This window comes from Candidatus Zymogenus saltonus (genome assembly GCA_016929395.1).
In the GTDB taxonomy this organism is placed as follows: Bacteria; Desulfobacterota; Zymogenia; order Zymogenales; family Zymogenaceae; genus Zymogenus; species Zymogenus saltonus.
Genome location: JAFGIX010000023.1, coordinates 57,734 through 73,234, shown reverse-complemented (window position 1 = coordinate 73,234; position 15,501 = coordinate 57,734). Strand labels below are relative to the sequence as shown.

13 protein-coding genes are annotated in these 15,501 nt (G+C 54.5%); 6 read left to right on the top strand and 7 right to left on the bottom strand.

The features are described from left to right. The first annotated feature begins 387 nt into the window (after positions 1-387). The 3 genes from JW984_04860 (at position 388) to JW984_04850 (ending at position 2,984) form a co-directional block, all read left to right on the top strand. Complete coding sequence (locus JW984_04860; GenBank protein ID MBN1572511.1) at positions 388-1,314, top strand: bifunctional riboflavin kinase/FAD synthetase; 927 nt, start codon at positions 388-390, stop codon at positions 1,312-1,314. Continuing rightward, entirely contained in the window at positions 1,311-2,345 is a 1,035-nt protein-coding gene (locus JW984_04855; protein MBN1572510.1) for a flippase-like domain-containing protein, read from the top strand. Before JW984_04860 ends, JW984_04855 begins: the two co-directional genes overlap by 4 nt. Before the next feature lie 75 nt (positions 2,346-2,420). Then, positions 2,421-2,984, top strand: a complete 564-nt coding sequence (locus JW984_04850) for a hypothetical protein (protein ID MBN1572509.1) — start codon at positions 2,421-2,423, stop codon at positions 2,982-2,984. An 86-nt stretch (positions 2,985-3,070) separates the two neighbouring features. On the opposite strand, the gene JW984_04845 is transcribed toward JW984_04850, so the two are convergent. The 7 genes from JW984_04845 to JW984_04815 all read right to left on the bottom strand — a co-directional run bounded on the left by JW984_04845 (position 3,071) and on the right by JW984_04815 (position 11,932). Continuing rightward, positions 3,071-4,021 (bottom strand): MBL fold metallo-hydrolase, encoded by a 951-nt coding sequence (locus tag JW984_04845; GenBank protein MBN1572508.1) that lies wholly within the window; start codon positions 4,019-4,021, stop codon positions 3,071-3,073. Positions 4,022-4,052: 31 nt separating this feature from the next. Next, positions 4,053-5,354, bottom strand: coding sequence for a M20/M25/M40 family metallo-hydrolase (locus JW984_04840; GenBank protein ID MBN1572507.1), 1,302 nt, complete (start codon positions 5,352-5,354; stop codon positions 4,053-4,055). 404 nt (positions 5,355-5,758) lie between these two features. Continuing rightward, positions 5,759-6,694, bottom strand: a complete 936-nt coding sequence (locus JW984_04835; GenBank protein MBN1572506.1) for a pyruvate synthase subunit beta — start codon at positions 6,692-6,694, stop codon at positions 5,759-5,761. A gap of 17 nt (positions 6,695-6,711) precedes the next feature. After that, positions 6,712-7,875: a pyruvate ferredoxin oxidoreductase gene (porA, locus tag JW984_04830; GenBank protein ID MBN1572505.1), complete on the bottom strand. Its 1,164-nt coding sequence runs from the start codon at positions 7,873-7,875 to the stop codon at positions 6,712-6,714. A 98-nt stretch (positions 7,876-7,973) separates the two neighbouring features. Next, positions 7,974-9,692 carry an FAD-dependent oxidoreductase gene (locus JW984_04825; GenBank protein MBN1572504.1) on the bottom strand — a complete coding sequence of 573 codons (1,719 nt, stop codon included), beginning with the start codon at positions 9,690-9,692 and terminating at the stop codon, positions 7,974-7,976. A 97-nt stretch (positions 9,693-9,789) separates the two neighbouring features. Continuing rightward, positions 9,790-10,356 (bottom strand): 2-oxoacid:acceptor oxidoreductase family protein, encoded by a 567-nt coding sequence (locus tag JW984_04820; GenBank protein MBN1572503.1) that lies wholly within the window; start codon positions 10,354-10,356, stop codon positions 9,790-9,792. A gap of 130 nt (positions 10,357-10,486) precedes the next feature. Continuing rightward, a complete protein-coding gene (locus JW984_04815) occupies positions 10,487-11,932 on the bottom strand; it encodes a sulfatase-like hydrolase/transferase (GenBank protein ID MBN1572502.1) in 1,446 nt (481 codons plus the stop codon). 196 nt (positions 11,933-12,128) lie between these two features. Here JW984_04815 and JW984_04810 point away from each other — a divergent pair, with 196 nt between their 5' ends. The 3 genes from JW984_04810 (at position 12,129) to JW984_04800 (ending at position 15,396) form a co-directional block, all read left to right on the top strand. Further along, complete coding sequence (locus JW984_04810; protein ID MBN1572501.1) at positions 12,129-13,022, top strand: lysophospholipid acyltransferase family protein; 894 nt, start codon at positions 12,129-12,131, stop codon at positions 13,020-13,022. A 231-nt stretch (positions 13,023-13,253) separates the two neighbouring features. Then, positions 13,254-14,234 carry a lysophospholipid acyltransferase family protein gene (locus tag JW984_04805; GenBank protein ID MBN1572500.1) on the top strand — a complete coding sequence of 327 codons (981 nt, stop codon included), beginning with the start codon at positions 13,254-13,256 and terminating at the stop codon, positions 14,232-14,234. Between the two features lie 187 nt (positions 14,235-14,421). Then, positions 14,422-15,396, top strand: coding sequence for a 1-acyl-sn-glycerol-3-phosphate acyltransferase (locus JW984_04800; GenBank protein ID MBN1572499.1), 975 nt, complete (start codon positions 14,422-14,424; stop codon positions 15,394-15,396). The last annotated feature ends 105 nt before the right edge of the window (positions 15,397-15,501 follow it).

Genomic DNA, 15,501 nt, shown 5'->3' with positions numbered 1-15,501 from the left:
TGTCCCGGATTTTGGCCTACCCCTCCTAAATTGACCGGCCCCTGATATTAACTGTCCCGGATTTTGGCCTACCCCTCCTAAATTGACCGGCCTCTGATATTAATTGTCCCGGATTTTGGCCTACCCCTCCTAAATTGACTGGCCCCTGATATTAACTGTCCCGGATTTTGGCCTACCCCTCCTATATTGACCGGCCCCCCCGTATTACCATCTCTAAATATTACCTGACCCCCCCTCCAATATTGACCAGCCCCCCATATTTCAATCTCAAAATATTGTCCGACTCCCCAGAATATTGACCAGCCACACTTTTTTATTGAAAATGTGCTTGGATTTTGAGATTATACTTTTTTGTTTTTTATGTCAAGAAAAAACGGATTGGAAAAGTTGATAGTTATAGATTGGGAAGAGGGATATAAATCCCCGTTCAAGAATACGGTTCTTACGATAGGAAATTTCGACGGCGTCCACCTCGGCCATCAGGCGATATTCAGAGACGTGGTCAAGAGGGCGGGCGAGATTTCAGGAACTCCGGCTGTGATGACGTTCAATCCCCATCCGCAGAAGATCTTTCGCGGCGTGGAGCCGCCGATAATCACCCGGTTCGATGAGAAGCTGAGGCTCATCGAGCCTTTAGGGATCGAGGTTGTGTTTGTTGCGGGAAGGACGAGGGATTTTTACCGGATGAGGGCCGAGGAGTTCATAGAGGACGTTTTGGTTGAGGGGCTCTCGGTGGCCCACGTTGTTGTGGGAAACGACTTCACCCTGGGCAGAGACAGGGAGGGGGGGATCGAGCTTTTGCGGGAGATGGGCGGCAGTCTCGGGTTCGGCGTGGATGTCCAGGACGAAGTGAAGATCGGCGGGGTGCTCGTCAAGAGCACGGTAATCAGGGACCTTATTGCGAAGGGAGATGTCTACGGGGCGTCGATCTTGCTGGGGAGGGAGTTCGGGATAAGGGGAAGGGTTTCAACGGGGGCCAGCAGGGGGGGTAGCCTGTTGGGATTTCCGACCGCGAATGTCGTCTTCGAGGGGAATCTGATCCCGGCCAACGGCGTTTATGTCGTTCACGCGGTTGTTTCGGGGAAGAGGTACGGGGGGGTATGCAATTTGGGGGAGAACCCGACTTTTGGGGACGTCAAGTTCGCCTTCGAGGTGCACATCCTGGATTTTGAGGGAGACATCTACGGCGAGGAGATAGAGGTCTCCTTCGTCACGAGAATAAGGGACGAGGTGAAGTTCAAGGAGGTCTCGGAGCTGGTGGCGAGGATAGAGAAAGACGTTGAATTCGCAAGGGGAGTTTTGGACGGATTATGAAGTTAGACTGGAAGTTTTACCTGGGGCTAATTATCGGTTTCACCTTCCTTTTTTTCTCGCTCAGGGGATTCGACTATGTCGAGTTCTACGATCAGCTGAAGAGGGTCAACTGGTTTTTTATCATTTTATCCGTTTTTATATATTACCTTACTTACGTCTCGAGGGTCTTGAGGTGGCGCTATCTCACCCTGCCGATAAAAGAGATGAGTTTTCGCAATCTGTTTTCCGGAATTGCGATAGGATTCGGCGCAAACAATATGCTTCCCATGCGTCTCGGGGAGCTGATCAGGGCCTATGCGCTGGGCAAGATCGAGAAGGTTAGGGCGGGATCGGTGCTTGCCACGGTGGTGATAGAGAGGGTCTTTGACGGAATGGCGGTCATCGCCCTTCTTGTGGTGATTTTTTTCGGCGCAGACTCCTCCGAGCGGTTCGGCGAGAACAGGGAGATATTGAGGACTGCTGGTTATTCGAGCCTCGCATTTCTGGTATTCATGGTAGGTTTTCTCGTCCTCTTGGAGAGGAAGACGGATAGGATGGGGAGGCTTGCGGGGATATTTTTCAGGCCGCTTTCGAGGAAGCTGCAGGAGAGGATGGAGAGGTTTGTGAAGTCCTTCGCCGCGGGGCTCGACGTCCTGTATCGGGGCGGGGCGCTTTTGATGATCGTCTTCTATACGATTTTGACCTGGCTTCTTATCACCTTTTTCTATTACACTATTATCCTCTCCTTTCCGGTCGAAGTGGAGTTTGCCTTCAGCGCGGCGATTGCGGTGGTCGTCTTTATCGCCTTCGCCTCCGTGATCCCGGCCCCGCCCGGCTATGTGGGGACGTTCGAGGTGGGGGGAATATCGGCGCTTATGATCTACGGGCTTGCGAAGTCGGATGCGGCGGGGGTGGTCCTGGTCATGCATGCGCTCAACATCTTTCCGGCGATTATCATGGGGCTGATATTTTTATGGCTTGACAAGATGAGCCTCGCCGAGGTGAGCAGGGTGAGCGTCTATGGGATAGAGGGGGAGGGGGGAAAAGAATGAGATTGGAGAATATTTGATGGGGAAAAAGTCAGAGAAATAATTATTGGATTTCGTAAATTTAATTTTGTGAATATTGTGAAAGGACGAAGTGATCGTAATCGTGGACAAAAAATAGTTGAGAGAGAGTTCTTAGATATTTTTGTAAAGGCATACAATAACTCTAAATCAATAAATGTCTCTATTAATGATTCAACTATTATAGAATCAGAACGCCCAGACTTTATTGCTAAAAAGAATAACGGTTTAGATATTGGAATAGAATTAGTTCAGATTGTTAGGCCTCCAGAAATCGAATTTGTAGATAGGGTTTTTAGAAATAGAGAATATATGGATATTTATAATGCAATAGAATTGGTTATGCATCACATAGAAGAAAAAGAGAATAAACGACAAGATTCAGATTGGCAACTTCAAAATAGCAACATATTGGTTTTGCAATTAATAGATTGCCCAATTCATTTATTGTATCTTGATGATTTAAAAAACATTTCAGATAAATCAGGTTTTAGAGAGATTTTTTTAGCCGATTGTACTATGCTGGAGGAATACAATGAAGTTGAACTTTTTTGTTTAGCTCCAACAGAAATGTGGGGTTACCAATACAGAATAAACCCTTCAAAAAAACCATATTTTCATTAATCTAATTCAAAATATTTTTGAGTTATATTCTATATCGATTTTGCAAATTTTCAAAGGGGGCTTAATGCCCCCTCAAATTTTAATATCTACGCCGCAAACGTCAGCTTAGTCCCCGACATATTCAGGATGAACTTGTCCGGCATCTCCGCCTCGATTTTCATGATCGAGTCCCTGCCGGTGCAGTGCGTGGGGATAACGTAATCCGGGTTGAAACCCTTGAGCCCCTTTATCGTGGGCGCAACGGCCGGAGCCATGTCGGGGCCTGTCAGGTGAAAGCCCCCCATTATGACGTGGACCTTGTCTACCCCCGTTACCTCCTTGGCGTAGTTGACGGTGTTTACGATCCCGGAATGGGCGCAGCCGGAGAGGATCACAAGCCCCTTGCCTTTAAGGTTTGCAACGATCGCCGTGTCCTCGATGATGTCGTCGGGCGTCTCCACCCCGTCCTTCTCGTAGTAGACGTTCGGCATTCCCTTCTCGAAGTCGGTCTTTCTCGGGATCTCGCCCAGAAAGAGGAGCGTATCGTTTAAGAGCTGATACGGCTCTTTCGTCTCCACGGCGTTGAGTCCCGCCTCCTTCGGCATATCCCGCGTGAATGAGGGAAAAGCCACCTTGAAATCCTCCGTGACCTTTATGTACCTCGGTTTCCTGAAGCACTCCGGGTGGAGGACGAGGTCCGCCTTTTTGCCGGTCAGCCTTGCCAGCTTGACCATCCCGCCGAAGTGATCCATGTGCCCGTGGGAGAGGGCGTACGCCTCGACGCCGCTTAGATCGATGCTCAACGCCTCGGCGTTGAATGCGGCGCCGTTTTCCGAAAAGCCGAAGTCGAAGATCATGCTCCTTGCGGAATCGCCCGAGGTCAAGGTCACAAGGGAGGAGAAGCCGTGCTCGGCAAGGACCGAGTTTTTGACCTCCATATCCTTGAGAGGCATCGCCCTGAACACGACCGCCGTGTTGTCCCGGCTGACAAGGTCGATGTAGTTGTCTTGAAGCGTCGTGATTTCCACCTTGTCCACTTCCTTCAATGAAACGCTCATGTTATCCTCCATCTATAAAAAATGTGAAATATTAAGTACAGAGCACCTTTACTATATCGGTTACCACCTCCGTCCCCTTGAGGAGGTTATCGACCGAGATCTTCTCGTCTATGCCGTGTATTGTGTCCACGTCTTCGAGGCGAAAGAGCCCCGGCAGGATCCCGTAGCAATTGACGCCCCTGTCCCTGAAGAAGCGGGAGTCGCTCCCGCCGGTCAGCATGTATGGGGTGACGACGGCGTCCGGCCAGTGTTTTTTTATGACCCCCTCGATCGTCCGGTACTCCTCGGTGTCGTCGGGGGAGATGTTGGCCGTGCTCGTGTCCAAAAACTTGATTTCGATCTCGGCGTCGCCGCCCATGCGCTCCCTTATCGTATCGACGAAGTCGTTCAGCTCGACGCCGGGGAGGATCCTGCAGTCGAGGTGGGCCTTGGCGCTCGACGGGATGATGTTTGTCTTGTCGCCGGAGGCCATAACGGTGAGGCAGACGGTGTTTTTGAGCTGGGCCGCGAAGACCGGATTATCCAACAGCCCCACGCCCTTCATGGTCTCTATCAGCACCTCGGGCCTGGGGTCGTCCAAGTACGGCTTGAGGAAGGGCCAGCCGTGGGCAAGCCCATCGAAGTATTTCGCCACGTTCGGCTTGACCTCGAAGGGGATCTCCGTATTGAGGAGTCTTGTCAGGGCGCGGTTGAGCTTTTCGAGGGCGTTGTTGCTGTGGGGCGTGGAGGCGTGGCCCGGGGAGCCGCTTGCGGTAAGCTCCAGCCAGCAGACCCCCTTTTCGGCGGTGGCGACAAGGAAGAGGGGGTTTTCGGGGAGGAGGCCCTCTATCGCGAATCCCCCCTCGTTTATGACCAGCCCCGCTTTGAAGTCGTCCGGGTGTTTTTCGAGGAGGTAGGCCATCCCCTCGCTTCCGGCCGCCTCTTCGTCCGCCTCCGCCAGAAAGATCAGGTCGCGGTTGGGGGTGATGCCGTTTCGCTTTACCTTAAGAAAGGCGATAAGCTCCATTATCCCGAGGCCCTTGGTGTCGAGCGCCCCCCGGCCCAGGATGTAGCCGTCCACCACCTCGCCGGAGAACGGGTCGAAGCTCCATTCTGTTTTATCCGCCGCCACGACATCGATATGGTGCATCAGGATCAGCGGATCCTTTTGGCCGCTTCCGGGGATGACCGCCCTTATCGAACCCCTGCCCTGAGCCGGCTCGTATATTTTGTATTCTATCCCCTCTTTGTCGAAGATGTCGGCGAAGAATTTCGCCCCATCGATTTCGTTTCCGGGGGGGTTGGTGGTGTTTATCCCGATATATTGCGAAAGGAGCTTTACGGCCTCGTCCATTTTCCCCTCCAAAATAGTTCCGTTGTTTGGTAGTTTCGGCTAAAATGGTATCCAGAGTGTCGTTCCCGGATGGACTGAGAATCCGGTGGATATTAACCTGGATTCCCGTTTTCACGGGAACAGGCCTGGATTCCCGTTTTCACAAGAACAGGGCTGAATTCCCGCTTCCAAGAAAATGACAAAGGTTTCTTCTATTCCGTCATTCCCGGCTGTATTTGCATCCATGCTGTCATTACCAGCCCGACTGGGAATCCAGTAGTATATCAGCCTGGATTCCCGTTTTCACAGGAACAGGGCTGAATTCCCGCTTACAAGGGAATGACAAGTAATGTTCCCGCTTCCGAAGGAATGACGCTATTCAAAAGCCGATCCCGATAAAATATCCGGCGGCTTTAAAAGGTTGTTTATATGTACTCGATCCCGTCGTCCGCCGGGCGGACTTCGTCGACTGAAGCGACCAGCTTTTTCCACCTCTCGTCCACGCGCCGCTGGATCTCCTCGATCTCACCATCGGTCAGGTGGGAGAAGCGCCCTTGGAGGCCGAGATAATCCCTGACATGAGTCAGTTCTTCCGGCCTGTAGTTCAGCACCCTCCTCTCGCCGTTGAAGATCTCCATCAATGGAAACACCCTCGATTTCACCGCGAGCCTCGCCGCCTTTATCGTCATGTCGGAGGGCATCCGCCAGCCGGTGGGGCAGGCGGAGAGGATGTGGATGAACTTAGTGCCCTTGATCTCCTCTCCCTTTTTCACCTTTGCGTCGAGGTCGTCGAGATGGGCGATGGAGGCGGTGGCGGCGTAGGGGATGTGGTGGGCGGCGATGATCCCCATTATGTCCTTCTTGTCCATTGTCTCCCCGGTCGGGGTGGTGGTCGTCCATGAGCCGAGGGGTGTGGCGCCGCTCCTCTGGTTTCCGGTGTTCATGTAGGCCTCGTTGTCGTAGCAGAAGAAGAAGATGTCCTCGTTTCTCTCCGCAGCGCCGGAGAGCGCCTGAAGCCCGATGTCAAACGTCCCGCCGTCTCCCGCCCAGGCCATCACGGTGACATCCCCCCTCCCGGTCATCTCGAAGCCCGCTTTTAATCCGGTGGCCAATGCCGCCGCCGTCTCGAAGGCGGTGTGGACGAGATTGACGTTGAGCGGCATGTGGGGAAAGGCGCCGGTGATGATGGAGAAGCAGCAGGCGGGAAGGGCAATTACGGTTCTCTTTCCGAGGACGTTTAAGACCCGGTTTAGGGCGAGGGTCCCCCCGCACCCCGGGCACGCCAGGTGCCCCGGCGTGAAGAGGGGCGAGACGATCGGGCCGTTTTTCGTTCCCTTGACGCCAGCCTTGTCAACGCTCATCTTTGCTACTACCTCCTCTACTTTTTGAGGCCGAGAAATATAGGGTCGTCCGTCCCTTTGCCCTTCATGATTGTCTCGAAAGCGTGGGCTACGTCCGAGACAGTGATGTCCCTGCCGCCAAGCCCCCCCACAAAGCCGGTCACCCTGGGCGTACCGCCGTTGGATTTGCCTGAGTAATACAGGGATGCCCTCACCTCCTGGGCAATCGGCCCCCCGGCACCGGGAAAGACCGATTTGTCGAGCACCCCCACGTTCGGGACGCCCTGCAGTACCTCCCTTACGCGGTCTCTTGGAAATGGGCGAAACGTCCTGATCTTCAGCATACCTGCCTTCTTGCCCTCTCTCCTCAAGGCGTCCACGGCTTTTCTGACGGTTCCTGTGACCGCACCGGCCGCGACTAAGACTGCCTTGGCGTCGTCCATCATGTAAGGGGAGACGAGGGGGTAGTCCCTCCCGAAGGCGTCCTTGAACTTCGCCCCCGCCTCCTCGATTGTCTTTATCGCATCCTCCGACGCCCGGTACTGCTTGTATTTCACCTCGGTGAAATTATCCGGGGCGACCACCGGCGAGTAGGCCCTGGGGACGTCGATGTCGATTGCGTTGGGGTTGGCAAGCGTTGGGAGGATCGCGTCGACATCCCCGGCCTCCGGTATCTCCACAGCCTCCTGGGTGTGGGAGAGGATGAAGGCGTCCAGCACCACCATCGACGGGACGAGGACGGCCTCGGACACCATGTAGGCAAGGATGATCGAGTCGAGGCACTCCTGATTGTCTTCCGCGTAGAACTGGAGCCAGCCGGTGTCCCGCTGGGACATCGAGTCTGACTGGTCGTTCCAGATGTTCCAGGGGGAGCCGATGGCCCGGTTCACATTGGCCATGACAATGGGAAGCCTTGCGCCTGCCGCCCAGTGAAGCATCTCGTGCATCAGCGCCAGCCCCTGGGAGGAGGTGGCGGTGAACGCCCGGGCGTTTGCTGTGGAGGCGCCTATGCAGGCGGCCATGGCGGAGTGCTCGCTCTCCACCTTGATGTATCGGGCGTCAAGCCTCCCCTCGGCGACGAAGTCGGCCAGCGCCTCGGAGATGTGGGTCTGCGGGGTTATCGGATAGACGGGGAGCACCTGGACGCGGGAGAGCATCACCCCCCACGATACGGCGTGGTTTCCCTCCATCAGCATCTTCATATTCCGCAACCCCCGAAAATCAAACCTGTCATCTGTCTCCTCTCGGCCAAATGAAATTTCATCCCCAACTCCCCCCTCCCATTCCCACCTTTTCAAAACTATCGGCCCAGCCGCTCGATCGTCTCCTCGTCGACCATGATGAACATCCCCCTGGGGCACTCCCTGACGCAGATGCCGCATCCCTTGCAGTAGGTGTAGTCTATCTCGACGCCGAAGCCGAGAGCTCCGGCAGCCTTCACCGCCCTTACGGTGAAGTCGGGGCAGAACGACTCGCACGTCTTGCAGTCGATGCACGTCCCGCAGACGAAGCAGCGGGACGCCTCATAAGCCGCGTCCGCGGGCGCGAGCGTCGTCCCTATCTCCGAAAAATCTTTGGTCCTTACCTCCGGCGTCAGGCCCTTCGGGCGTCTCCTCTCGGACTTGGGGAAATAGTCGGTGTTGATCTCCTCGAACGAGACCGGCTCCGCCTCGGCCTCGGGATTTTCAATCCCGTTGAAATAGGCCTTAAAGCTCACCGGCCGGTCTGCGGAGAGGTCAACCTTTTTACCCAGAAGCCTTGCGTCTATCTCAACCGCCCCCCTCTTTCCGGAGGCGGCGGCGTGGGCGACCGTCCTGTCGCCCCCGGCGGCGTCCCCGCCGATAAAGACTATTTTGTCGCCCCCGATCTCTCCCATGAAGGAGGGCTCGATTTTTTCCCCCAATGCGGTCACCAGGCCGTCGATCTCGATAGTCCGCTCTGTGCCTTTTACCGGTACCGGCCTTTTCCTCCCCGACTCGTCCGGCTCTACCAGCTCCATATCGATCAGGGTAACCGAGAGCCTTCCACCGTTAAGAGTCGAAACCTTTACCGGCGCCTTGAGAAACTCCATCGGGATATTTTCCTCGACCGCCTCTTTTATCTCGTCGGCGAAGGCGGGCATCTCGCCGGTTGTCCTTCTGTAGATTATCACCGGCTCACCGCCGAGGCGAAGGATCGTCCTCGCGGCATCGAGCGCGGTGTTCCCGCCGCCGATGACTGCGATCTTTCTACTGACCTCTTTAACGCTTCCAGCTTTGACTCCCTTCAACAGCTCGGTGCCGGACCGGACGCCGGGGAGATTTTCCCCCTCAATTCCTAAGGCCATCGAAACGGCCGCCCCCGGCGAGACGAAGAGGGCGTCGAAGTTTTTCTTTATCTCGGCCCCCGCCTCAACACCGAGGCGAAGCTCGACTCCCATCTTTATGATCGCCGCGGCAGTCTTCTCAACGACGCTCTTCGGGAGCCTGTAATCCGGGATGGAGAGGCGGGGTATCCCCCCCGGAACCTTCTCCCTCTCGAATATCGTGACGTTATGGCCGAGGAGGGCAAGGAAATATGCGGCGGAAAGCCCTGCTGGGCCGCTCCCGATGATCCCTACTCCCTTGTCCGTTTTGTCCCTCTTCTGCACCGGGGAGGGTGCATTTAAAAAGTCGTCCCCCAGCCTTCGCTCGACCTCCCTTATCCCGACCGGATCGTCGTACCGGCCCCTGTTGCACTCCATTGTGCAGAAGGCGGGGCAGACCCTCCCCAATATAGCGGGGAGGGGGTCTTCCCAGGCGAGAAGCTCCCACGCCCCCTTCGCATCCTTTTCCTTGACGAGGTGCATGATTTGGGGGATATTGTTCCTCAGGGGGCAGGCCGTGCTGCAGGGGGACGGGCGCTCCGAAAACAGGGGCGCCGCAAACCGCCAGCTTCCGGTTTCGTTCCAGAGCATTCCCCCCCAGGATGACGGCACCTCAGGGAAGTCGGCTATCGAGGGAATATTTATTTTAATTTTGTCCGGTCTTTTATCTGCCATTTTTTGGTTTAATCGATTAATCTTCAACTATTTCGGCGTCCGTTTCGATCCTCCTTATCTCCCGCTTTCACCTTGAGGATGAGGAGAAAGGAATAGATCAAAAGATCACCCGTTCGTAGGCCTCCCTGGCGCAGAGGCGGTTGTCCTCGCCCTTCTTTGCGATCGTCTCTTCTATGGCCGTTTCGAGGCTCTCCATAGAGACGATATTAGTCATCCTCACCACCGCGCCCAGTATCGTGGTGTTGATGATCGGCATAAGCCTTGAGCCGAGGCCGTTTTTCAGCGCGATCCCGGAGGCATCCACGGTTCCAACCGCAATATTGCTATTGCCGTCAATCCCATCGATTTTCCCAAGGGAGTCGGGCCCGCCGGCGCTGTTTATCAAAAGGCCGCCGCCGGGTTTGAGGCCCTTAAGCGTCGTCTCGATCTTCAACAGCGACCTGTCCATGACGACGATGAAGTCCGGCTCGTAGATGGCGTGGCGAAGCCCGATCTTGGCGTCATCTACCCTGAGAAAGGCGGCGACGGGGGCGCCCCTCCTCTCCAGGCCGAACGACGGAAAGGACTGGGGGTGTTTCCCCTCCATGAAGGCGGCCAGGGCCAGTATCTCGGAGGCCATGACCGCTCCCTGTCCCCCCCTGCCGTGAAACCTTATCTCAAACATTTTTTTAAATGTTCCATTTCAACTGTTTTGAAACCGCAGCCCCTTCGCTACCGGGTCTCAAGCTTCCCCCCCTCTCTTATAAAAAACTGCCACCACATATCACACGAAATCAAGGGGGATGACCAGGCGGTTATTTGTATTTATCTTCGCCGGCCTTCATCTCGTAGATGTCGAGGTTCAACTCGTAGTCCTTCGTGAAGCCTTTTCCGAGGTAGGGATCTTTCGTCTCCTTCATGTGCGCCTCGAGGAGACTCCTCATCTCATCCAGCTTCTCCTTGTAGGCCGGATTTTCAACGAGGTTCAACTGCTCGTCCGGGTCGTTTTTCAGGTCGTACAGTTCCTCCGGCACCCTGGGGCTCTTCCACGGCTGGTTCGGCAGCTCGCAGACGCGATGCGCCCACTCCATGTGGTTGTTCTGGTCGAGCCCCATCGCTATGTCGGAGTAGTTCTTGATGTACTTCCACTCCTTTGTCCTTGCCGCCCTAGTTGGGAGGTAATAAACGTGGTCGGTCATCTCGGTGAAGATTACATCGTGGAGGTCGTCGGTCTTCTCGCCTTCGAGGATCGGGAAGAGGGACTTCCCCTGCACGCCCTCGGGAGTTGTAAAACCGCACGCCTCGAGGATCGTCGGCATGATGTCTATGGTGTTTGCCAGCCCATCGTATGTCGTCCCCGGCTCGATTACGCCGGGCAGCCGGAAGAGGAGGGGGGTTCCCGTCCCCCGGTCGTAGAGGGTCATCTTGTTTCCGGGAAACGGCGGGCCGTTGTCGCTGACGAATACCACCAGCGTGTTTTCGGTGAGGTTCAGCTCGTCCAGCTTGTTTAAAACGTCCCCTATCATCTTGTCCATCTTCATCGTCTGGCTGTAGAACTTGGCCGCCTCGAGCCTTATCTCCTCCCAGTCGGGGAGCGTCCAGTATTCGGGAACGTGGACGTCCTCGGGGTCGACCGGAAAGCCGTCCGCGAAGTAGAACTCGCCGTCGTCCCTCCTGTGGTTGTTCATGTAGTTGAGCTCGAGGTAGAAGCGGTTTTCCCTGTTGTCCTCGATGAATTTCACCGCCTTTTCGGAGTTCTCGATCCAGAAGTCCTTCGGGAGCATGCCCGAAAGCCTCTCCCTGTAGCCGTACCAGCCGGTGGGGAGGTAGGGGGAGACGTGCCACTTACCCTCGAGGGCGGTGTTGTAGCCGTTCTCGGAGAGGATCGACGGGAGCGTCTCGTAGAAGGGCCTAAGCGACCTCGACTTCTTTATGTGGGTCAGCGCCGTCACGCCGTTGGTGTGGGGGTACTGCCCCGTGATGAAGCTCGCCCTGCTGGGGGCGCAGCTCGAAGCCACCACAAAGGCGCTGGTGAACCTCATCCCCTCCTTCGCCAGCCGGTCGATGTTCGGCGTCTTGACCTCACTGTTGCCGAAGCAGCGGAGGTCTTTCCACCCGAGGTCATCGGCGGTGATGAAGATCACGTTGGGCCTGTTCGGATCTTTCGAGAGGATGCCCCTCCCGCAGCCCGGGAGGGAGACCCCCAGGGCCGTGGAGGCGCCCGCCAGGGCCGTCATTTTGAGGAAATCGCGCCTTTTCATGGCATCTCTCCTTATATCGTTATAGGACATTTTTCTTAAAAACAGATACCAATAGTATTGTGTTGATATTTAATATCACATATTCCCCTTTAATTACAAGGATTGACTGTGATATTGAAAACTTTTTTTTGACTTTTTCGCCGTTTCCTGATAGCTTTATCCACTACGCTAAGAACTGTAAAAAGGAGAGAGTTGCATGAGAAAGGGATACCCCGAGGCGATGGCGTTCATCTTCATGGTTGAGGTGATGCCGATCCTGCCCCTCTGGTTGATCAGGTTTGTTTCATATCTGTTGTTTGCGGTGGCCTACCCGTTCGTTATCATATTCGGGCTGAACAGGAGGTTTGTGAGGAACATAAACGCCGCCTTAGGGAACGAACGCTCCAAGAGGGAGATCGCCGCGATAGCCCGCCAGGCGGTGTATATCCAGATAATCGGGGTCATGGAGGTAACCCACTATTTTCACCCGAAGAGGAGGGAGGAGCTTTTAGAAAACGTGAAGGTGATCGGGATCGAGAAGGTAGCCGAGGCGAGAAGCGGGGGTATGGGGGCGATAGGCCTTACCGCCCACCTCGGAAACTTCCAGCTGATGGGGGTGCGTCTGGGGGCCGAGAAGGACCTCAACTTCTGGTTTCTCGTCAAAGACCCGAGGGTGACGGCGCTGACGAACGCCTGGTACCGCTACATGGACAAGATAGACCTGAACAGGCTGAACTTCACCGAGAGGACCGATGTGGCGAAGATAGTAATCAACAGGTTAAATCAATCCGCATTCGTGATGATGGTCGCGGACGAGCACAAGCGCCGCGGCATAAAGGCGGATTTTTTCGGCAAGGAGACCCGGATGGCGGCGGGCCCCGCAGTTATCTCCTTAAGGACCGGGGCCAAGCTCCTGCCGATGTTTATCGTTAGAGAAAAGAAGAGCAGGTACACCCTCTACATAGAGGACCCGATCGACTTTACCCCCACGGGGGACAGGGAAGGGGACGTGGAGGCCCTGACCCAGCTCAGAACCGAGGTTTTGGAGAGATACGTCAGGAAATATCCGGGTCAGTGGCTCTGGCTCCACTCCCACTGGAAGAGGGGATGACGAGGCATTGAATCTCCGGGTTGGGTGCGGATTTACTAAATGTGATATAATATAGGAAGGCAGCTGGTCGATGCCTTCCGCGATTGCGATCTTTTGCCGGATCGTTTTTTTAGTTTTTTGGGCATTCTTGATTTTCGTCCCGGTTTGCGCGAGACTTTTGAAGTTATCGATTTTAGCCTTGTTTAACGGTGCGGCCGGTTAAAGTCTTGAAATTTGTGTCTTGTTTTCGTAATGTCAGGTAAGAGAAGAAGAAAAAGAAGAAAGAGGAGAAGGAGGTTTCTCAAAAACCACATTGAACCCCGCATCTACTCCTTATTAATGTCTGCTATTCCCTTTATCCCCCTTGGGGTCGTTCGCCTCCTCTCTTATGTAATGTTTGCCGTTTTTTATCCCACGATCGGGGTCTTCTTCGGGCTCAGGAGGAAGTACATAAAAAACATCACAAAGGCCTACCGGGGGGTCATGAGAGGAAAGGAGATAAGGGCGGTCGCCCGAAAGGGACTGCGCCACTTGATTACCGAGAACCTCGAGTTCATGTACTATTATCACCCAAGAAACAGGGATAGGATGCTGAAGAATATTAAGATGACGGGGATTGAAAATCTCGAGAGGGCGAGGGAGATGGGAAAGGGGGTAATCGGCTTCGGGATGCATCTCGGCAGCTTTCAGCTATTATGCGTGAGGCTCTCTCTTAAAGACATCGATTTCACGATCCTCATAAAAAGGCCGAAATACCGGAACATGGCGGCTGTCTGGGTGAGGCTCATGGATAAGATCGGCATGAAGAGGATTTGGATCAGCGGCGAGCATAGGGCCGGGTTTGAGACCGCGACGGAGATATTCGCCGAAATCGAGAGCGGAAGATCGATAATGTTCATAGCCGACGAGTTCAAGAGGGTAGGGGGGATAAGGGCGAACATCTTCGGCAGACCCACGTATATAGCCGGCGGACCGGCTGTCGGCTCCCTGAGGACAGGCGCCCCGATTCTCCCCATATTGATCGTCAGGGGGAAGAAGGGCCGCTACGAGATTTTCTTCGAGGAGCCGATCGTTTATCGTCCCACCGGTGACAAAGATAGGGATATCGAGGCGCTGACCCAGGGGCGGGCGGATATTATTGAAAGATATGTCAAGCTCTACCCGGAGCAGTGGTTCTGGTTCCACTCCCACTGGAAGGGGGTGGAAGACGGGGTTATACCCCATAAGCCTTAAATTCCCCCGAAAATGTTCATGATATAAAGGAGTGCTCGACCGGTGGCTTCAAAAACACTCTCGGTGAAATTAAAAAGGGCCGAATATTGAAAATATTGGAGTATCAATCTACATTCGCCTTGCATCAAAGGGAGATTGCTGTTACACTTAAGTGAAAGAAATAATTTCATAATCAGGAGAATAAGTAATGAAAATTGACCTAGAACACTTAAGCAGAATCAATCTGAAGACCTTCCCCTGGGGGCAGGTAATAACCGCCATCTCGCTTTTGACGACAAACTATTACCTCACAAACAGGGTCAAGATTGAGATCGAAAACGAGGAGAACATCCCCACCGACGATACGGTGATCTTCGCCATGAACCACACCGACAGGTACAACTACTGGCCGTTCCAGTACAAGATGTGGGCTATGAGAAAGGGCTACCCGAAGACGACGACCTGGGTGAAGGGAGACTACTACAATAATCCCCTCCTCGCCAAGTTCTTCGACTGGACCAACAACATCCCGGTGCCGTCGAGGGGGTACCTTATCAGCGAGGATTTTAAAGACCTCATCAAGGAGAAGATATCAAAGATGGAGTACCGGTTGCTGAGGGACCTCGTTGACGGCAAGAAGAAGATAAAAGAGTTCGGAGAGGAGCTGACCGAGAGCCTAAAGACCGTCTTGGAGTATCCCCGGACCCTCCTCGATGGGGCGGAGTTACCTTACACCGAGTATATAGAAAAATATTACAGACTTCTCATGGAGAGGGTGGCCGAGGTGAACTTCCAGGCGCTCTTCAAAAAGCGCCTCAACGTCATAATCTTTCCCGAGGGAACCCGCTCGGTCCGTCTCGGCTCCGGCAAGACCGGCATATCCCACCTCGCCCTGAAGTCGAACAAGAAGGTCGTCCCGGTGGGGTGCAACGGCTCCGACAAAATATATCCCGGAAACGCCCCTTGGGCAAAGAGCGGAAAGGTCGTCTACCGCGTGGGCGAGCCGATAGATCCGAGGGAGATCATCGGCAGGGAGATAGACAAGGAGTTCATCCCGTTCTCGAAAGAGGCCGAGGTGAAGTTTAAAGACGAGTTTTACGAGTTCACCCTTCACGTCATGGAGAAGATCAACGCGCTATTGGACGAGGAATACAGGTCGTCCGTGCCGGTGAAGGTGGTTTAGTCCCCGCCGCAGAGATATAATTTGGACGGGAGACCGGGTTGATAACGGTTTGAGTCTTGTTAATATGATAAGTTGAGCGTGGCGGGTTTCGGTCCAATTTGACGT